The organism is Stenotrophomonas sp. STEN013 (assembly GCF_056760355.1).
Window position 1 is genome coordinate 18,430 of record NZ_JBRREO010000002.1, and the last position, 19,093, is coordinate 37,522.

Consider the following 19,093-nt stretch of genomic DNA (forward strand, 5'->3'; position numbering starts at 1 on the left):
AAAGAGTCGATGAGTTTGCTGCACAGCTCAGCGGGCAGGCTGTGATCGTAGGTACGGATGTAATGGCGCAGGTCCGCTCCGGAAGCATCCGCCGCGGCGTTGGCCGCGGCGGATGATGCTGTTGCGAGGGTGGACTCAGAACCGGGCAGTCCAGCGCATCCAGTAGTAACGGCCGATGGCATCGTAGGTCCGCATGTCCGTAGAGGCGTTGAAGCCAGAATAGATCAACGGCGGCTGGCGGTCAGTAAGGTTGCGCACGCCGACCTGGATGGAACTGTTCTTGAGTTCCTCGAACTGGTAGCCGATCTGGAAGTCGGTCTGCGTGTAGGACGGCACCCGGCGCTTGGCGACGAAGCCCGGCTCGCTGGGATCGGCCACATCCGGCGCCTCGTAGACGTGGTGCACATAGCGGGTGGTGATGCTGGCGCTCAGATTGCCGAGCGACCAGCTGATTTCGTTGAGCGCGCGCCAGCGGGCCAGGTTGCCAAAGCCGGAGGAGGCATTGTCGACAAAGGTGCCGGCCAGGCCAACGCTCTCCGGAATCTCCGGGAATGCGCCGACGTCGCTGGTGGGATCGCCGGCCAGCAGCCGCACGTTGTACTCGGCCAGATAGGTGGCATCCAGGTTCCAGGAGAACTTGCCCCAGGCGCTTTCGGGGAACATGTAGCGCATGCCGATGTCCACGCCGGAGGTCTTCAGGCTGCCGAAGTTGCCGATCACGTTGGTCATCTGGGCAACGTCGCCGGCGTCGTCACGGACGAAGGTGTCGCAGTAGCGGCCCTGGTTGAAGCACTGGTTGAGTATCACGTTTTCCGGCAGGTTGGTGATGAACTGGTCCAGTTTCACCCGCCAGTAGTCGGCGGTGACGCTGAAACCTTCCAGCCAGCCCGGGCTGTAGACGAAGCCATAAGTGAGGACGTTGCCTTCCTCGGGTTGCAGGTTGGGATCGGCAACCTGGAACGAGGTGACCTGGTTGTTGCTTTGCTGGAACGAGCCATCCGTGGGAACGCCAGCACAGGCGACGGGGTTGCCGCCGGTGTAGCCGTTGCAGGGGTCGGTATAGGTGTTGGCGCTGGGGACGGTCGGCGCATACAGATCGCCGATGGTCGGAGCGCGGAACACGTCGGCGTAGGTGGCGCGGACCAGCAGGTCGGCAAACGGCTTCCACTCCACACCGATCTTGGAATTGGTGGTGCCGCCGAAGTTGGAGTAGTCCGAGTAGCGGGTGCCGAGAGTGACAGTGAGTTTGTCGGCGAACGGCATATCCGAAAGCAGGGGCAGCAGGGCTTCGGCGTAGATCTCGTTGACATCGAACGAACCCGAGATATCACCGAACGTACAGGCTTCCTGGGTGATCAGACACACCGTTTCGCCCGGCGGGATGATGGTCAGGAAGTCACTGGTGGAGCTGGCCGATTCTTCGCGGCGTTCCACGCCGACCGCCAGCGAGGCCATACCGGCGGGCAGCTCGAACATGTCACCGGTGATATTGGCGCTGAAGACCTTCAGGTCGTTTTCGTTGGAATTGGTGATGGTGGGGTTGATCAGGTTCAAGGCCGCCAGCTGCGCCTGGCCGGCAGGGGTGTTCGGATCCGGGGCCGGGCCCATGAAGTTGACCGGCAGGCAACCGGCGATAGCCGTGGTGGCATCGCCCGGTGTCCGCACGCAGATCGGGTTGCCGGTGGCCGGGTCAATCATCGACGGGCCAAGCGCATCGGTCAGGCCGGGGCTGTACAGGTAGCCGCGTACCGACGAGCTTTGCGGCGTCCGGCCATAGGAGTAGGCCGCATCCCAGCTCCAGCTGCTGTCGCCGAAATTGCCGCGCAAACCCGCGGTGATCTGGTAGGTATCGGTCTCGAATCGGGTGGTACGGGTCGGGATGAAGTCACGCAGGCGCAGACGCGCATCGGTGATGTCCACGCCGAACGGGTTGTAGATGCTGTCCTTGCTGATCGGCACGTTGTCGACCGCGGCACGGCCGTCGAATGGCAGCGGCGCGATGAAGAACGAGGACTCGGTCTTGAGCCAGGAGCCCAGCAGAAAGGCTTCGACATGCTGGCTCAGGCGGTAGTTGCCGCTGACGAACATGCTGGTGCGTTCCTGCGGCGTCAGGTTGAGGTTGCCGTCGGCCTGGAAGTTGTAGACGTCGGTCTGGCCGTTGAAGCAGCGGAAGTCGGAGCCCGAGGTTCCCGGCCGGCCGTCGATGCGGGTCAGCACCACGTTCGGATTGGGATTGGCGGCACTGGGCTGGGCGCAGTTCGCATCGAGCGTGGCGCCACGGGCCAGCGCGACATCGCGCGGCAACACATAGCGGCCGGTGAGGATGCGGCTGGTGCCGCCGATGCCTTTTTCGCCGGCATACAGCTGGTAGGGCTGGCTGGAATAGGCACGGTCGGCTGCGCTGACCGAATCCTCCTTGTCATAGCTCGCGCCCAGGATCAGGTTGCCCTTCTCGCCGGTCATGCCGAAGGTCGCGTCAAAGCGTTGCGTACCGGCATCGCCGCGCGAGGAGATGCCGTAGTAGGCGGAGGCCTCCAGGCCATCGAAATCCTTGCGCAGAATGAAATTGACCACGCCGCCGATGGCATCGGAGCCATAGATCGCAGAGGCGCCATCCTTGAGCACCTCCACGCGTTCGATGGCCGCCATCGGAATCGAGTTGACGTCTACCGCGCCGTTGGCGTTGCTGACGGTGCCGATCCAGCGACGCCCGTCGACCAGCACCAGCGAGCGGTTCACGCCCAGGCCGCGCAGGTCGATGGTGGCCGCGCCGGCGCCACCGCCGTTGTTGACCTGGGGATTGGTGGCGGCACCGGCAATGGCCGGTGTGCGCTGCAGGAACTCGCCGACCGTGGCTGCGCCGGAGTTGTCGATGTTCTGGCGATCGATCACGAACACCGGACTGGAGGTTTCCAGATCGGCGCGCTTGATGCGCGAACCGGTGACCTGGATGCGATCCAGGTTGGTGGCTTCTTCCTTGGGAGGCGTGTCCTGGGCGAGGACGTCGCCGACCGCGCCCAGCGCCAGCGCGGCGGTGGACATCGGCAGCAGGGCGCAACGAATGGCGTGGCTCAGGGGCTGGATACTCACGTTTGACTCCGCAGGGTGGGTACTCGGTGCGAAGAAATTACGAATATTTAACGCCGATGAGTGTGCGCATCAGGCACAGGTCTATGTGCCGGAACTGACATTTCGCCCCGACAGGATTGGGATTTATTTGACCGGGGTTGCACCCGGAACAACAGCCCGCGTCAGCGCGCTGCGCGCCACGCCACCAGCAGCGCGATGGATAGCCAGAGCATTTCGGGCAGGCCGTTGGCCAGGGCCAGCAGCGTCCAGGCCAGGTGCGGGCCCATACGCAATGCCGATTCCCACGGGTTCAGGCCCATCGGTCCGCCCATATACGCGGCGGCGATGCCCCAGTTGGCGGCAGCGGCAATCAGCACGGTGGCGGCGATGGCGATGACGACCCGCGCGCGGCCCGCGCGGAAGGTGCCCAGGCGCAGCATCCAGGCTGCTTCCAGGGCGGCCAGGACCGCCATCCAGCCGGCCTGGGTACCGGTGGCCAGCGCGGCCAGCAGCCACGCGACGGCGATGGTGATACTCCCCAGCAGCAGCAACAGCGGCCAGAGCCAGTGGTGGGGGCGACCGGCCGGCGAGGAAACTAAGGACATGGGGCATTCCCGAACAGATTCGGCAGCATAGCGTTTCAGCGGCGAGGGTGCCCAGTCGGATAAAATGGCCGCCTTGCGGGAAGTTTCCGCGTCCCCGTATCCCTCTACATGTATTCCCGCAGCAGCGAACCCGTCCATTTCGAACGCGATTGCCCGGCCGTGATGGTGCCGCAGGGCGACAGCGTGACCCTACCCGCCGGCAGTTACGGCTACATCACCCAGGCACTGGGTGGCAGCTACACCGTGTTTGTCGAGGGCAATCTATTCCGCATTGCCGGCAAGGACGGCGATGCCATCGGCAAGGAGCCGCCACCGGGGCTAGAGCTGCCTGAGAACGCCGGTGACGAAGATGTGGAAAAACTGGTGTGGGAGCAGCTTCGTACCTGCTTCGACCCGGAAATTCCATTCAACATCGTTGATCTTGGCCTCATCTATGAGGTTGACATCAAGCATCTGGACGATGGCAAGCGCGAAGTCGATGTGAAGATGACGCTGACCGCGCCTGGCTGCGGCATGGGCGAGATCCTGGTCGACGACGTGCGCAGCAAGCTGGAAATGATTCCGACGGTGGCCCAAGCTGACGTCGATCTGGTGTTCGATCCACCGTGGGGCCGGCACATGATGTCCGAGGCCGCCCGGCTCGAAACCGGCATGCTGTAGTTCCCGACCCGGTGCCGGCCTGGCATCGGGCGGCGTCCCAACCCGCAATCTGGAAGGAATTATCCGGTGTCCCAGTCTTCGCTGAGTTTTGCCGTCACCCGTTCGGACCATCCCCGCAGCGCCGCCGAGCGCGCCAAGATCCTGGAGAAGCCGGGCTTCGGCCTGCACTTCACCGACCACATGGTGGCCGTACGCTGGGACAAGGACACCGGCTGGCATGACGCGGCGGTGATGCCGTACGGGCCGATCGCGCTGGATCCGGCCGCGGCCGTGCTGCATTACGGGCAGGAGATCTTCGAGGGCATCAAGGCCTACCGTCATGCCGACGGCTCGATCTGGACGTTCCGCCCGGAGGCCAATGGCCGCCGCCTGCAGCGTTCGGCCGCGCGCCTGGCCCTGCCGGAGCTGCCGGTGGAGATCTTCGTCGAGTCGCTCAAGCAGATGGTCGCCGTGGACAAGGACTGGGTGTCCGATGCCGACGAGGCCAGTCTGTACTTCCGCCCGTTCATGATCGGCGATGAGGCCTTCCTCGGCGTGCGTGGCGCGCACAAGGCCAGCTATTACGTGATCGCCAGCCCGGCGGGCCCGTACTTCGCCAAGGGCGTGGCCCCGGTGGCGATCTGGCTGTCCACCGACTACGCGCGTGCGGCCAAGGGCGGTACCGGTGCGGCCAAGTGCGGCGGCAACTACGCCGCCTCGTTGCTGCCGCAGCAGCAGGCGCAGGCGCAGGGTTGCTCACAGGTGCTGTTCCTGGATCCGGTCGAGGGCAAGTACCTGGAAGAGCTGGGGGGCATGAACGTGTTTCTGGTCTACGGCAAGACCAATACCCTGGTCACCCCGGCGCTGTCGGGCTCGATTCTGGAAGGCATCACCCGTGAATCGATCCTGCAGCTGGCGCGCGACCGCGGCATGCACGTGGAAGAGCGCCAGGTCTCCATCGATGAGTGGAAGGACGGGGTGGCATCGGGCCAGATCACCGAGGTGTTCGCCTGTGGTACCGCCGCGGTCATCACCCCGATCGGCCAGCTCAAGGGCGAGGGCTTCTCGGTGGGCAACCTGGATGCGCCGGCCGGCGAAGTGACCATGTCGCTGCGCAAGGAGCTGACCGATATCCAGTACGGTCGTCAGGCCGATCGCCACGGCTGGCTGGTGCGTCTGGACGCCTGAGTCCGCCCCGGCTGATCCAACAAAAAGCCCCGCCTGTTGCGGGGCTTTTTATTGCGCGGGACGGTGGGCTGTCAGTCCTCGCAGATATCGGCCAGCGTCGCCTGCAGGAAGCACGCGGCATCGGCGGGGGCGATCTCCAGCAGCAGGCCGCGCTGGCCGGCGTTGATGTACAGCGTGGCGTGTTGCCGCGCACAGCTGGCGAACACGATTGCGGCCGGCCGCTGCTGGGCGAACGGGCTGATACCGCCGACCTTGTAGCCGCTGCGCTTCTCGGCCTCGGGGACTTCCATCATCTGCGCCTGCTTGCCACCGCAGTGGGCGGCAAGCTTCTTCAGCGACAGCCGCTGGTCGGAGGGAATCACCGCCACCACCGGCTGCTTGTCCACCCAGGCCATCAGCGTCTTGAACATCCGTGCCGGCACGATGCCCAGCGCCTGCGCGGCGGCCAGCCCCTTGCTGTCGACCTCGGCCGAATAGTCGTAGGTATGCACGTCATAGGCGACGCCGGCCTTGGCCAACGCGGCGGTGGCGCGGGTGCCCTTGGCCACTTACAGCGCTTCGAAACGGTTGGCGTCGACGTTCTTGCGGACCTTTTCCGGGTTCCAGATGCGGCCGTTCATGGCGATGTAGACACCTTCCGGCAAGGATTGCACCGCGCCGATCGCGCAGCCGATGTTGAACTCGGCGTCCGAACCGCGGAACCGGGCCGGGCTCAGCGCGCCGGTCATCACGATGGTTTTGCCCGGGAGGGTGCTGAGCACCTTGCCGGTGGCGACCATCGAGTCGGTGCCGTGGGTGACCAGCACATGGCGGGTCGGCTGCGCGGCGATGGTGGCGCGGATCAGTTCGCGGTCGGCGTCGGTGATGTGCAGCGAATCCTTGCGCAGGATCGGGATCACGTTGAAACGGAAGGTGACGCCCAGCTCGCGCAGGATCATGCCGATCTGCGGATCACCGATCTGGTAGTCGGATTTGTCGTCGAAGTAGATCTTGTCGATCGTGCCGCCGGTGGTGACGATCAGGAGTTCTTCCATCATTGCGGTAAATCCTTGCGGTGACTGCCTGCGGCGAACGCGCCGCGATGGCGGGCATGATAAGGCGCGTCCGCCGCCCGCGGCAGGGGTGCGTTGGCGTCACCGCGCCTGCTCAGTGGCCTGACCCAGCGCCGCCCGCGCCACGCTTGGCGGCAAAACGCGCGCGCATGCCCGGCACGCTGACCAGCGCCACGATCAGCAGCGACAGCACGATCCCGGCCCACGCATACAGCGCCATATCGCGATGCGCCCAGGCATGCATCACGCCGTGGCTGAACCAGAACAGGGCCAGCACGCCGGCCCAGAAGCGCGCGTAGCCGCGCTGCGCGAGCACCCCGACCAGCAACAGCAGTGGCGGCGCCACGAACACCAGCAGGACCGCGACCAGATGGCGGTCGGCACGGAACCAGCCCGCGTACAGGGCGGCCAGCAGCAGCAAGGCGGCTGCCAGTGCACCGTCGCGCGCGCGCGCGGTCATGGCGCCAGTCGCCGCGCGATATCGGCCACGCGCTGGCCCAGGGCACGGGCCAGCTGGGCCTCGTCGTCGGTCGGCTGCGGATCATCCTGCGCACCGGCCACATGGCTGGCGCCATAGGGCGTGCCGCCGCTGCTGGTGTGGCTCAGCGCCGGCTCGGTGAAGGGAATGCCGACGATCAGGCAGCCGTGGTGCAGCAGCGGCAGGTGCATCGACAGCAGCGTGGATTCCTGCCCGCCATGCATCGAGGCGGTGGAGGTGAACACCGCCGCCGGTTTGCCGGCCAGGGTGCCGTTGACCCATTCGGCGCCGAGGCCATCAAGGAAGTGCTTGACCGGTGCGGCCATGTTGCCGAAGCGGGTCGGGCTGCCGAGCACGAGGCCGGCGCATTCGGCCAGATCGGCGATCTCCACATACGGCGCGCCGTCCTCGGGTACCGGCGGCGCACTGGTCTGGGTGACGGCCGCCACCGGCGGCACCGTGCGCAGGCGGGCGCTCATGCCGGGGACTTCGCCGATACCGCGGGCGATCTGCCGCGCCAGCCGTGCCACCGAACCCCCACGGCTGTAGTAGAGCACCAGAATTTCCGCCATCACACCATCCACTCATCACGCAGGAGCCGGCAGTATCGGCGATGCGGGCCGCGCTTTGCATCGGGTACCCTTGCCCGATGGAACCTCTGGATTCACTCAATCTATGGATGGAGCGGCTGCGCGACCGGGCGCGGACCACCAGTTTCGCGCGGTTCCTGTGGTGCCGCTTCCTGGATGACCGCCTGTTCCAGGCGGCCGGCTCGCTGGCCTACACCACCGTGTTCGCGCTGGTGCCGCTGGCGATCGTGGTGTTCGGGGTGCTGTCGGCGTTTCCGATGTTCGACCGCTGGAGCGAGGCGCTCAGCGACTATGTGTTCTCCAACTTCGTGCCTTCGGCGGCGCGCGCGGCCGAGGGCTATCTGCGCCAGTTCTCGGCCAGCGCCGGGCAGCTGACCGCGGCCGGTTTCATCGCGCTGGTGGTATCGCTGCTGATCACCCTCAACAGCGTGGAGCAGACCTTCAACCGGATCTGGCGGGTGGCGTCGGCGCGGCCCAAACTCACCCGCTTCCTCGTCTACTGGACGGTGCTTACGCTGGGTGCGCTGCTGGCCGCCGCCTCACTGGCGGTGTCGGCCAAGGTGCTGTCGCTGCCGCTGTTTGGCACCACCGAAGGCCGCTGGCTGGCCGATCTGGGCCTGCGGCTGGCGCCGGTGCTGATCGAATTCGTCAGTGTGGTGCTGATCTACCGGGTGGTACCGCATCACACGGTGAAGTGGCGGCACGCCATCCCCGGCGCCTTGCTGGCGGTGCTGATGCTGGAGCTGGTGAAGTGGGGGATGGGCCTGTATCTGGGCAGCTTCCAGTCCTACCAGAAGCTGTACGGCACGGTGGCGTTCGTGCCGATCCTGCTGCTGTGGATCTACCTGGGCTGGGTATCGGTATTGCTGGGAGCGTCGCTGGCTTCTTCCATCGCCGCGTTCCGCTACCAGCCGGCGGCCTTGCGCCTGCCGCAGGGCTGCGAGCTGTATGCGCTGCTGCGCCTGCTGGGGCGTTTCCGTGAAGCCCGCCAGAACGGGCAGGGTCTGGACGAGGGGCAGATCCTGAGTCTGGAGCCGATGCTCACCGATTCGCTGCTGCAACAGTTGCTGGAGCAGCTGGAGCAGATCAACCTGCTGCGTTGCGACGAACGCGGCGAATGGCTGCTGTCGCGCGATCTGGACAGCATCAGCCTGCAAGACCTGTACGAGAGCCTGCAGCTGCGCATTCCCGCTGCCGAGGAATACCTGCCGTTCCGCGACGACAGCCTGGGCCAGGCCGCCTGCCGCGCGCTGGATGAACTGCGCGTGCCGCTGCGCGAGCTGCTCAAACGTCGCGTGGACGATATCTACGTTATTACCGGAGACCACCGATGACCGCCAAGCTCCTTCCATTCGCGCTGCTGGTGTTGATATTGAGCGGTTGCAAGCCGCCGCAGGAGCCCGCCGCGCCACCGCCCCCGGCGCCGCCCGCGATCGAATCGGACAGTGCTGCGGCCGCGCAGGCGGAGGTGGTGCAGCAGACCGCGGAGATGCCGCAGCTGCAGGTGCAGACCGTCGATGGCAAGGCCTACGATCTGGCTGGCCAGCGCGGGCAGTGGGTGGTGATCAATTTCTGGGCGACCTGGTGCGGGCCGTGCCTGCAGGAAATGCCCGAGCTGTCGGCGCTGCACGCCATGCGCAGCAATGTCGAAGTGATCGGGCTGGCCTACGAGGACATCGAGCTGGAGGAGATGCAGGCCTTCCTCCAGGCACATCCGGTGGCCTATCCGATCGCCATCATCGACACCTACAACCCGCCCAGCGACTTTGCCACCCCGCGCGGTCTGCCGATGACCTATCTGATCGGCCCGGACGGCAAGGTGGCCAAGCAGTTCCTGGGACCGGTGAACGCGCAGGAGATCGAGCAGGCCATCACCGCCGCGGGTGGCAAGGTGCTGTAATCCTGCACGCGGGCCGGGACAGGTCAGGCCAGGATCCGATCGTTCCGGCAGCGGACATTGGCGGGCGCGCGGTGTCCGCCTGTTCGATCTGTACGGGTCCAGCCCCGGAGCGGCGGTGGCCGGGCCTGCCTGGGCGCGGCGTGGACGCCGCCTCTCTTGGGTATGTCGTCCGTCGCAGCCGCCGGGGTGTTCAATCGCCGACGGGGAAATCCGGCACGGGTTGCAGCACGCTGTATTTCTCTTTTTGGGGGGTGCCGGCGAGTGGAGGCAGTTCGATCGGCGGCTCGTCGACACGGGTGTCCGGCAGCCGGTCGAGCAGATTGCGGATCAGGGTGAGGCGCCCGCGCTTCTGGTCATTGAAATCCACCAGCGTCCACGGTGCGTGTGCGGTGTGGGTGGCGGCGAGCATGGCGTCGCGGGCTTTGCCGTACTCGGCGTAGGCAGGGCGTGCCTTCAGATCCACCGGTGACAGCTTCCAGCCTTTGAGCGGATCGTCGCGACGCTGCGCGAAACGCTCTTCCTGCTGTTGCTGGTCCACCCCCAGCCAGTACTTGAACAGCAGGATGCCATCGTCCACCAGCAGTTTCTCGAAGGCAGGAGCCTGCGCGAGGAATGCCTGGTACTGCGCATCGGTGCAATAACCCATCACCTTTTCCACGCCGGCGCGGTTGTACCAGCTGCGGTCCATCAGCACGATCTCGCCGGCGGCGGGCAGGTGGGCGATGTGGCGCTGGAAATACCACTGGGTGCTTTCGCGCTCGGTCGGCCGGGGCAGGGCGACGACGCGGCACTGACGCGGATTCAGGTGTTTGGCGATGTCCTGGATCGCGCCGCCCTTGCCGGCGGTGTCGCGGCCTTCAAACAGCGCCAGGATGCGTTGTCCGCGGTGCGCGGCCCAGCGCGCCATATTGGCCAGTTCCAGCTGCATCGGTTCGAGCAGCTGTTCGTACTGCTTGCGCTTGAGCTTACCCATAGGCCCTCCAGGTCGGGAAGCGCCGAGCCTAGCGCAGGCCGCGGTCAGCCGGCGTCAGTGCCGTGCCAGCCGTGGTGAAGGGCAAGCTGCTGCAGCAGGGCCGCAAAGTCGCTGGCAAAACCGTGCATGTCGAACAGGCCCGAGTGTGCGCGGGCGGCGCGCAGCCGCTCGCGTAGCGCCTGCAGCGCGCTGCGGTCGTTGCCCAGCGCCACGGCTGTCTGGACGAAGCGAGCGTCGTCGGCCACGTTCATGTCGTCCAGGCCCAGGTGATGGTTGAGGCTGCCGGCCACGCGTGCGGCAAAGGTATGGCCGGGCGCGGTGAGCACCGGGCAACCGGCCCACAGCGCGTCCGAGGCAGTGGTGTGGGCGTTGTACGGATGCGTGTCCAAGAACAGGTCGGCATGCCGGTAGCGCGCCAGATACTGCGGGTGCGGCAGCTTGGCCATGAACACCAGACGCGCCGGATCCAGACCCTGCTGGCGGGCGATCGCGCGCAACCGCGCATCGGCCTGACCCGGTCCGGACAGCAGCCACAGCACGCTGTCGGGCACCTGCCGCAGGATCTCCAGCAATCGCCCGACGCTGCGCGGGTTGAGCTTGTAGCTGTTGTTGAAGCAGCACAGCACCACCGCGTCTGCGGGCAGGCCGCAGTCCTCCCGCGCCGGCGGCGGTTCGGGCACACGGGTGTTGTCCGAGGGCTGGAACGCCCGCGGCAGGCGCAGCACCTTCTCGCTGAAACCGTGTTCAAGCGCGGATGGCAGCACGAAACTGTCGGCCAGCACGTAATCGATCCACGGCGCACCCGAGGTGCCGGGGTAGGCCAACCAGTTGATCTGCAGCGGCGCCGGGCGCATTGCCAGCACCTCCGGCGTGCCGCCGCCGCCCCACCCGCGCAGGTCGAACAGGATGTCGATACCGGCTTCGCGGATGCGCCGGGCGATGCCGGTGTGCGGTTGTCCCTCCACGTCGTGCAGGGTGTGACTGGCCGTACGCAGGCGCTGGCGGATCGTGCTGCCATCGTCGCGGTTGATCGCGAACAGGTGGATCTGCAGCGACGGGTGCGCGCGCAGCTGCTCGAACAGCGCCACGGTCAGCAGGCCGGTGGGATGGGCGCCGAAGCCGTTGGACAGAAAGCCGATGCGCAGCGGCCCGTGCGTGCGCAGCGAGGTGGCAGGCAGGCGCGGGGCGGATTGGGCGATCACCTGCGCGCGCTGGCGGGCGCAGGCCAGTTGTTCGGCGGCACTGGCGTCCTCGCTGAGGAAGGCGAACGGTTCCACCGCCGGATTGCCCACGGCGACGGCCGCGCGCACCTGCTGGGACAGCGCTTCCAGATCGCGCCAGTCGCACAGGCGGCGCTGCCAGTTCAGCCGTTGTGCGGCTATATAGGCCTCGTCGGGCACCAGCATGTGGGCACGGCGGTAGGCGTCGGCGGCGGCTTCGGGCTGGCCGGCATCTTCCAGAACATGCCCCAGCCACAGCGCGATACCCGGGTGCTGCGGAGCAGCGGCGGCAGCCTGTTGCAGCGCCGTTGCCGCCTCGTCATGGCGTCCCTGCATCCAGCGGACGCGGCCCAGACGGGCCAGCGCCTCGGGATGTGCGGCCCGCAGCTGCAGGGCACGCAATGCCGCGTTCTCGCCAGCCGCCAGCTCGCCCAGCGACAGCTCGGCGTCGGCCAGCATCACCCAGGCGATGAAATCGGCCGGCTGGCGGGCGACCGCCGCGCGCAACTGGTCGCGTTCGCCCAGCGCGTCCATCGTCAGCTGCCCTCGGCCAGTCGCGCCAGTTCGTCGACCTGGTGCTCGTGCTGCAGGCGGCCGACCAGCGCGTCCAGGTCGCCTTCGATGATGTTGGGCAGGTCGTACAGGGTCAGGCCCTCGACGCGGTGGTCGGTGATGCGGCCCTGCGGGAAGTTGTAGGTGCGGATGCGCTGGCTGCGGTCGCCGCTGCCGACCTGCAGGCGCCGGGATTCGGCCTGCGCCGCGGCCTGCTTGGTGCGCTCGGCATCGAGCAGCTGCGCCTTGAGCCGCTTCATCGCCTTGTCGCGGTTGGCGTGCTGGCTGCGCTCGGTCTGGCATTCGACCACCACGCCGCTGGGCACGTGGGTGATGCGGATCGCCGATTCGGTCTTGTTGACGTGCTGGCCACCGGCACCGGAAGAGCGGAACGTGTCCACCCGCAGATCGGCCGGGTTGATGACGACGTCTTCGACGTCATCGGTCTCGGGAATGATCGCCACGGTGGCAGCCGAGGTGTGGATGCGGCCCTGCGATTCGGTGGCCGGCACCCGCTGCACGCGATGGGTGCCGGATTCGAATTTCAGGCGCGAGTACGCGCCACGGCCGACCACGCGCGCCACCACTTCCTTGTAGCCGCCATGCTCGCCGGGATTGTCCGACTCGATCTCCACCTTCCAGCCCTGGCGCTCGGCGTAGCGGGCGTACATGCGGAACAGGTCGCCGGCGAAGATCGCCGCCTCGTCGCCGCCGGTGCCGGCGCGCACTTCCAGGAACAGGTTGCCGTCGTCGCGCGGATCGCGTGGCACCAGCAACAGCGCCAGTTCCTCGTCCAGCCGCTGCAGGCGCGCCTGCGCGCCGGCGATCTCCTCCTCGGCCAGCTCGCGCAGTTCCGGGTCGGCGCGCATCGCTTCGGCCGCGGCCAGGTCGGCCTTGGCCCGCGCTTCCTCGGCCAGCGCGGTGGCGACCGGTTCGAGCTGGGAGAATTCGCGGGAGAAGTTGCGGAAGCGCTCGTTGTCGGCGACCACGTCCGGTTCGGACAGCAGGCGTTCGAGTTCTTCACGGCGCTCGGCCAGTGCCAGCAGCTTACGGCGCAGGGTCGGCGTCATCGGTCCTCGCAACAGGGTGTTGATACCCGGGGGTGGCCGGGAACAGGCGCTCGGCGGCGCGGGTGAGTTCGGTGTCGCCTTCCAGCGCGGCATGGCGCAGCGCGGCGGTGGGCGGATGCAGCAGGCGGTTGGTCAGGCTGTGGGCGAGCTGGTCGAGCACGTCCTCGGCCGGCTTGCCATGGGCCAGCTGCTGCCGGGCCTTGGCCAGCAGTTCGGCGCGGGTGGCCTCGCCGAACGCGCGCAACTGCCGGATCGGCGCCTGCAGGTGTGCCGCGCGCAGGCTTTCCTGGTAGCGGCTGACCTGCAGGTCGATGATGGCTTCGGCTTCGGCCGCGGCTTCACGGCGTCCGCGGCGGTTTTCCTCCACCGCACGCTCCATGTCGTCCACCGTGTACAGGTAGGCATCGGACAGGCTGCCTACTTCGGCTTCGATATCGCGCGGCACCGCCAGATCGAACAGCAGCATCGGCTTGTGCCGGCGTGAGCGCAGCGCGGTGGCGACATGGCGGTGCAGGATCACCGGTTCGCGCGCGGCAGTGGCGGAGAACACCACGTCGGCCTCGCCCAGATGCCGCTCCAGTTCGCCCAGCGGCAAGGCCACGCCACCGTGACGGGTAGCCAGATCCTGGGCGTGGGCCAGCGTCCGGTTGGCGATCAGCAGCCGCTTCACCTTGGCCTCGCTCAGGTGCTTGGCCGCCAGCTCGATGGTTTCGCCGGCACCCACCAGCAGCACGCTGGATTCGTCCATCCGCGCGAAAGAGTCCTGCGCCAGCCGTACCGCGGTGGATGCCACCGAGACCGGGTTGGCGCCGATCCGGGTGTCGGTGCGGGCACGCTTGGCGACCGAGAACGTCTGCTGGAACAGGCGATCGAGCTGCTGGCCGATCGCACCGCTGTCGCGGGCCAGTGCCCAGGCATCTTTCACCTGTCCCAGGATCTGCGGCTCGCCCAGCACCATCGAATCCAGTCCGGTGGCCACGCGGAACAGGTGACGCACCGCCTCGCCGTCGCAGTGCTGGTACAGGTAGCCCTGCAGATCACCGGCGTGGGATTGCAGCCAGTGGGCCAGCGCCTGGCTGTCCTCGGCCACCGCGTACAGCTCGGTGCGGTTGCAGGTGGACAGCAGCACGGCCTCGGACAGCTCCGCCGATTGCCGCAGCGATTCCAGCGCACGGGGCAGGGCGTCGCCGCCGAAGGCCGCGCGTTCGCGCAGCTCCACCGGCGCGGTCTGGTGATTCAGTCCGAGCACCCACAGGGTCATTCGTTCAGTTGCTTGCGATAAGCTGCTGGCCATTCAAGGCCGCCATTTTACGGCCCGGTCGCGCCAGATGCCCGTACTCAATCGCATATGCACCGTTCTGTTGCTCTGTTTGCCGGTATTTCCGCTGTCGGCGGCCCCGCCGCAGGCCGTCTGGGTCAAGGAATCAGCCGATCACAGCGCCTCGCTGACGCCGGTATTGGCCGGCGAGTTTTCGCTCCAGGCCGGCAAACTGGCCGATGCCGCGCGCTGGTACCTGCAGGCCGCGCAAGAAGGCAAGGATGATGCGGGGCTGGCCGAACGGGCCACGCGCATCGCGATGCTGGCCGACGATGACACCCGCGCCGCCGAAGCGCTGGCGCTGTGGGCGCGGCGGGATCCGGGTTCGCTGGCGGTGCATGGCACCCGTGCCTCGCTGGCCATGCGCAAGGGCGATACACGACTGGCGCGCAAAGAGCTGCTGACAGTCCTGCGCGCGCCAGAGCCACGGAGCTGGCGCTATGCGCTGCTGGCGCTGGCCACTGGCGGACGTGATCCGGCGGTGCCGGCGCAGGTGCTGGGAGCGCTGGTCGATGCCGGCGCGATTCCCGATGACCTGGAGGCCTGGCAGGAATTCGGCCGTCTGGCGCTGCGGATGGAACGGCCCGAGCTGGCCCGGCGCATGGTCGGGGAAGTGGTCAGACGTTTCCCGGACGAGCCGCGGGTGACCTTGCTGCATGCCTCCCAGCTCAACCAGGCCGGCAAGAAGGATGAGGCGCTGGCGCTGCTCAAAGGCGTCGAGCCCAAGGCCGTGGGAGACGAGGAGCTGCGCAACGCGCTGGCCTTCGCCTACGACGCGTTCGGCGCGCCGGCGGCGGCAGAGCGTGTGCTGTCCATCGGTGAACAGAACCTGCAGACCTGGGGCATGCGCGCCTCGCTGCTGGCCAAGCAGAAGGACGATGCGGCGCTGCTGGCGCTGTATCGGGACATCTCGGCCAAGGCCAGCAAGCCCGATCCCGAGCAGCGCCTGCTGCTGGGCAAGATCGCCGAGTACCTCAAGCGCTACCCGGAAGCCGTGGACTGGTATCACGGTGTTCCCGGCGGGCCGCAGCGGGGCGAGGCCCGCCTGCGGGCGGTGAATGCGCTGCACGAGCTGGGCGAAAAGAAACAGGCCACCCAGGAGGTGCGTGCAATCCAGGGCGATGCCGCGGTCGATGACGAGGTGCGCCGCGACGCCTACCTGTTGGAGGCCGAGCTGCGGCTGCGCGATGACGATGCGCGTGGCGAGCTGGATGTGCTGGCGCGCGGGCTGGCGGCCTACCCGGATGACAACGCCCTGCTGTATGCCCGGGCGCTGGCATGGGAACGCAATGACGACGTGCCGCGTGCCGAGGCCGATCTGCGCAAGATCCTGGTCACCGAGCCGGAAAACGTGGCCGCGCTCAATGCGCTGGGCTACACCCTGGCCGATCGCACCAGCCGTTACCAGGAAGCGCTGGAGCTGATCGACCGCGCCCGCGTCGCCGAGCCGGACAATGCCGCCATCGTCGACAGCTACGGCTGGGTGCTCTACCGGCTCGGGCGCAACGAGGAGGCGCTGGTGCAGCTGCGCCGCGCCTGGACCTTGAACAAGGACCCGGAAATTGCCGCCCACGTGGGCGAAGTACTGTGGGTGCTGGGCCAGAAGGAGGAAGCCCGGCGCTTCTTCGAGGAGGCCCGCAAGCTGGATCCGGACAACCGCGCGCTGCAGCGTGCGACTGAGAAGTTGGGTGCATGAATACGTTGATGTGGCGGAAACCGCTGGTTTTGGTGACGGCTGCGGCGCTGGGCGCCTGTGGTTCGGTCGGAACGAAACAGAAAGCGCCGGTGGCCGCCGAGGTGGCGCAGGTATCGGCCGCGGCACAGGCCGCCGAGCAGGCGCGGCAGGCCGCCGTGCGCGCGCAGTCGCAATGGTCCTTCCAGGGACGCGTGGCGATCAGCAAAGGCAAGAATGGCGGCAACGGCCGCATCGACTGGCAGCAGCAGGCACAGGACTACTGCATCAGCCTGGCGGCGCCGGTCACCCGCCAGAGCTGGCAGCTCAGCGGCGGTCCCGGTCAGCCGGCGCGGCTGGATGGCCTGGAGGGTGGCCCGCGCGCCGGTGACGATGCCGGTCTGGTGCTGCTGCAGGCCACCGGCTGGGAAATCCCGGTCGCCCAGCTGCCCGACTGGGTGCGGGGTCTGTCGGCGCAGGATGCGGTGGCCCCCGATCACCTGGGGTTCGATGCCGAAGGCCGGCCGCGGGTGCTGCGCCAGCAGGGCTGGCAGGTCGACTATCTGGACTGGTACCCGGCCGAAGCCGGGCGCCCGTCGCTGCCGCGGCGGATCGAGGCGGTCAATGGCGATGCCAAGGTGCGGCTGATCATCGATGAATGGGGAATGGGCACTCCATGAACACGGTTGTCGATGGCCCGGGCTGGTCGTACTGGCCGGCGCCGGCCAAGCTGAATCTGTTTCTGCATATCACCGGCCGCCGGGCCGATGGCTACCACGAACTGCAGAGCGTGTTCCGTCTGCTGGACTGGGGTGACCGGATCGGCCTGCGTGTGCGTGAAGACGGTCAGATCCATCGCGAGGGACCGTCTGTTCCCGGCGTGGCCGAGGCCGACGACCTGGTGGTGCGCGCGGCGCTGGCGTTGCAGAAGGCGTCCGCCAGCACGCTGGGGGCCGATATCCGGGTCGAAAAGCACATTCCGGCCGGCGGCGGGTTCGGTGGCGGTTCCTCCGATGCGGCCACCGTCCTGGTGGCGTTGAACCTGCTCTGGGATACCGGCTTGGATGAAGACGCGCTGGCCGCGCTGGCGCTGGGACTGGGCGCGGATGTGCCGGTGTTCGTGCGCGGGCGCAACGCCTGGGCCGAAGGGGTGGGCGAAAAGCTCACGCCGCTGACCCTGCCGCAGGCGTGGTATGTGCTGGTGGATCCGGGTGTCCATGTGCCCACGGCTGAACTTTTCCGTTCACCGGATTTGACGCGGGATGCCACACCCGTGAAAATAGCCGACTTCGCTTCCGGGACCGTCCTCGGAAATGCGTTCGAGCCGGTGCTGCGGCGTCGGGAACCTGCCATCGAGGCGGTATTCCAGGCATTGGCAGGCATGGGTCGGGCACGGCTCACGGGGTCGGGAAGCGGTTGTTTCGTCGAATTCGCCACATGCGCTGCCGCAGAGCAGGCCCTGGCGGAATTGCCGAAGGAACTGCGGGCATGGGTGGCTGCGGGTGTTGATCACTCGCCACTGCTCGATGCGCTGGAGACGACAGGAATTGTTTGATGCAGGGGCGTCGCCAAGAGGCCCAAGGCACCAGGTTTTGATCCTGGCATTCGTAGGTTCGAATCCTACCGCCCCTGCCACTCTTTCCTACGGCTGTAAGCGCAATGGAGTGCGCGACACGCAACACGCGCCACTTCTGCACCCCTGATGTCTTTTCGCTACTCGCCCCCGCCCGAGAGAGCTGTCATGCAAGAGTCCCCGAACCTGCTGGTCTTTTCCGGCAATGCCAACCGCCATCTTGCGCAGAGCATCTGCAAGGAACTGGGGGTGAGGCCCGGCAAGGCGCTCGTGTCCAAGTTCTCCGACGGCGAAGTGCAGGTCGAGATCCAGGAAAACGTGCGCAAGCAGGACGTGTTCGTGGTGCAGTCCACGGGTGCGCCCAGCGCGGAAAACCTGATGGAACTGCTGGTGATCATCGACGCGCTCAAGCGCGCGAGCGCCTCGTCCGTCACCGCGGTGGTGCCGTACTTCGGCTACGCACGCCAGGATCGCCGCATGCGTTCCTCGCGCGTGCCGATCACCGCCAAGGTCGCGGCCAAGATGTTCTCGGCGGTCAATACCGACCAGATCCTCACCGTCGACCTGCATGCCGACCAGATCCAGGGTTTTTTCGACATGCCGGTGGACAATGTCTACGCCTCGCCGCTGCTGCTGGCCGACATCTGGCGCGCCTACGGCACCGACAACCTGATCGTGGTCAGTCCGGACGTGGGCGGCGTGGTGCGCGCCCGTGCCGTGGCCAAGCGCCTGGATGATGCCGACCTGGCCATCATCGACAAGCGTCGTCCGCGTGCCAACGTCGCCACGGTGATGAATATCATCGGTGACGTCGAGGGCAAGACCTGCGTGATGGTCGACGATATCGTCGACACTGCGGGCACCCTCTGTGCCGCCGCTGCTGCCCTCAAGGCGCGTGGCGCGCTGAAGGTGGCCGCGTACTGCACCCACGCCGTGCTCTCGGGCCCGGCCGTGGACAACCTGAACAACTCGCAGCTCGACGAGCTGGTGGTGACCGATACGATTCCGCTTTCCGAAGCGGCGCGCGTCTGTCCCAAGATCCGCCAGATCAGCGTGGCTGAAATGCTGGCCGAGACGATGCGCCGCATCGCCTTCGGTGAGTCGGTCAGCTCGATGTACGTGGATTGATGAATCCGGTTCCCGGCCTGCCGGGGACCACAACAGACTCTTCTGGTCGCGGAAGAGTCTTTACGC

At 67.1% G+C, this 19,093-nt stretch carries 18 protein-coding genes and 1 tRNA gene; 9 read left to right on the forward strand and 10 right to left on the reverse strand.

The genetic code is table 11. From position 1 onward, the window contains the following. Window positions 1-135 precede the first annotated feature (135 nt). Together ACVOMH_RS04160 and ACVOMH_RS04165 are read right to left on the reverse strand one after the other, a co-directional pair. Window positions 136-3,090: a TonB-dependent receptor domain-containing protein gene (locus tag ACVOMH_RS04160; RefSeq protein ID WP_481551168.1), complete on the reverse strand. Its 2,955-nt coding sequence runs from the start codon at window positions 3,088-3,090 to the stop codon at window positions 136-138. A 161-nt stretch (window positions 3,091-3,251) separates the two neighbouring features. Then, window positions 3,252-3,674 (reverse strand): hypothetical protein, encoded by a 423-nt coding sequence (locus ACVOMH_RS04165; protein ID WP_054657966.1) that lies wholly within the window; start codon window positions 3,672-3,674, stop codon window positions 3,252-3,254. A gap of 108 nt (window positions 3,675-3,782) precedes the next feature. Here ACVOMH_RS04165 and sufT point away from each other — a divergent pair, with 108 nt between their 5' ends. Then, on the forward strand, window positions 3,783-4,334 hold the full coding sequence (gene sufT, locus ACVOMH_RS04170) for a putative Fe-S cluster assembly protein SufT (RefSeq protein WP_054657968.1): 552 nt from the start codon (window positions 3,783-3,785) through the stop codon (window positions 4,332-4,334). 66 nt (window positions 4,335-4,400) lie between these two features. Continuing rightward, window positions 4,401-5,501, forward strand: a complete 1,101-nt coding sequence (locus ACVOMH_RS04175; RefSeq protein ID WP_481551169.1) for a branched-chain amino acid aminotransferase — start codon at window positions 4,401-4,403, stop codon at window positions 5,499-5,501. Between the two features lie 71 nt (window positions 5,502-5,572). On the opposite strand, the gene ybaK is transcribed toward ACVOMH_RS04175, so the two are convergent. From ybaK to wrbA, 4 genes are all read right to left on the reverse strand, one after another. After that, window positions 5,573-6,049 (reverse strand): Cys-tRNA(Pro) deacylase, encoded by a 477-nt coding sequence (gene ybaK / locus ACVOMH_RS04180; RefSeq protein WP_481551170.1) that lies wholly within the window; start codon window positions 6,047-6,049, stop codon window positions 5,573-5,575. Continuing rightward, window positions 6,050-6,535: an asparaginase domain-containing protein gene (locus ACVOMH_RS04185; RefSeq protein ID WP_054657976.1), complete on the reverse strand. Its 486-nt coding sequence runs from the start codon at window positions 6,533-6,535 to the stop codon at window positions 6,050-6,052. Between the two features lie 112 nt (window positions 6,536-6,647). Then, entirely contained in the window at window positions 6,648-7,013 is a 366-nt protein-coding gene (locus tag ACVOMH_RS04190) for a DUF2069 domain-containing protein (protein WP_481522813.1), read from the reverse strand. Continuing rightward, the gene (wrbA, locus tag ACVOMH_RS04195) at window positions 7,010-7,603 is read right to left on the reverse strand and encodes an NAD(P)H:quinone oxidoreductase (protein ID WP_481551171.1); all 594 of its coding nucleotides are present in this window, start codon (window positions 7,601-7,603) and stop codon (window positions 7,010-7,012) included. The genes ACVOMH_RS04190 and wrbA overlap by 4 nt, the downstream gene beginning before the upstream one ends. A 77-nt stretch (window positions 7,604-7,680) precedes the next feature. On the opposite strand from wrbA, the gene ACVOMH_RS04200 reads away from it, so the two are divergent. Together ACVOMH_RS04200 and ACVOMH_RS04205 are read left to right on the forward strand one after the other, a co-directional pair. Then, window positions 7,681-8,955, forward strand: coding sequence for a YihY family inner membrane protein (locus ACVOMH_RS04200; protein WP_057506569.1), 1,275 nt, complete (start codon window positions 7,681-7,683; stop codon window positions 8,953-8,955). Next, entirely contained in the window at window positions 8,952-9,521 is a 570-nt protein-coding gene (locus ACVOMH_RS04205) for a TlpA family protein disulfide reductase (RefSeq protein WP_481551172.1), read from the forward strand. Before ACVOMH_RS04200 ends, ACVOMH_RS04205 begins: the two co-directional genes overlap by 4 nt. 190 nt (window positions 9,522-9,711) lie before the next feature. On the opposite strand, the gene ppk2 is transcribed toward ACVOMH_RS04205, so the two are convergent. From ppk2 to hemA, 4 genes are read right to left on the reverse strand one after another with little or no spacing between them, the layout of a single operon-like run. After that, entirely contained in the window at window positions 9,712-10,494 is a 783-nt protein-coding gene (gene ppk2 / locus ACVOMH_RS04210; RefSeq protein WP_054660962.1) for a polyphosphate kinase 2, read from the reverse strand. Window positions 10,495-10,538: 44 nt separating this feature from the next. After that, entirely contained in the window at window positions 10,539-12,248 is a 1,710-nt protein-coding gene (locus ACVOMH_RS04215) for an O-linked N-acetylglucosamine transferase, SPINDLY family protein (protein WP_481551173.1), read from the reverse strand. A gap of 2 nt (window positions 12,249-12,250) precedes the next feature. Further along, window positions 12,251-13,336, reverse strand: coding sequence for a peptide chain release factor 1 (prfA, locus tag ACVOMH_RS04220; RefSeq protein ID WP_481551174.1), 1,086 nt, complete (start codon window positions 13,334-13,336; stop codon window positions 12,251-12,253). Then, complete coding sequence (gene hemA, locus ACVOMH_RS04225) at window positions 13,314-14,597, reverse strand: glutamyl-tRNA reductase (protein WP_481551175.1); 1,284 nt, start codon at window positions 14,595-14,597, stop codon at window positions 13,314-13,316. Before hemA ends, prfA begins: the two co-directional genes overlap by 23 nt. Window positions 14,598-14,664: 67 nt before the next feature. On the opposite strand from hemA, the gene ACVOMH_RS04230 reads away from it, so the two are divergent. From ACVOMH_RS04230 to ACVOMH_RS04250, 5 genes are all read left to right on the forward strand, one after another. Then, window positions 14,665-16,350 carry a tetratricopeptide repeat protein gene (locus tag ACVOMH_RS04230; RefSeq protein ID WP_481551176.1) on the forward strand — a complete coding sequence of 562 codons (1,686 nt, stop codon included), beginning with the start codon at window positions 14,665-14,667 and terminating at the stop codon, window positions 16,348-16,350. Beyond that, a complete protein-coding gene (gene lolB, locus ACVOMH_RS04235) occupies window positions 16,347-17,006 on the forward strand; it encodes a lipoprotein insertase outer membrane protein LolB (RefSeq protein WP_481551177.1) in 660 nt (219 codons plus the stop codon). Before ACVOMH_RS04230 ends, lolB begins: the two co-directional genes overlap by 4 nt. Next, window positions 17,003-17,881, forward strand: coding sequence for a 4-(cytidine 5'-diphospho)-2-C-methyl-D-erythritol kinase (ispE, locus tag ACVOMH_RS04240; RefSeq protein ID WP_481551178.1), 879 nt, complete (start codon window positions 17,003-17,005; stop codon window positions 17,879-17,881). Before lolB ends, ispE begins: the two co-directional genes overlap by 4 nt. A gap of 3 nt (window positions 17,882-17,884) precedes the next feature. Then, a tRNA-Gln gene (locus ACVOMH_RS04245) sits at window positions 17,885-17,961 on the forward strand. A gap of 106 nt (window positions 17,962-18,067) precedes the next feature. Further along, a complete protein-coding gene (locus ACVOMH_RS04250; RefSeq protein ID WP_054658190.1) occupies window positions 18,068-19,027 on the forward strand; it encodes a ribose-phosphate diphosphokinase in 960 nt (319 codons plus the stop codon). Window positions 19,028-19,093 lie beyond the last annotated feature (66 nt).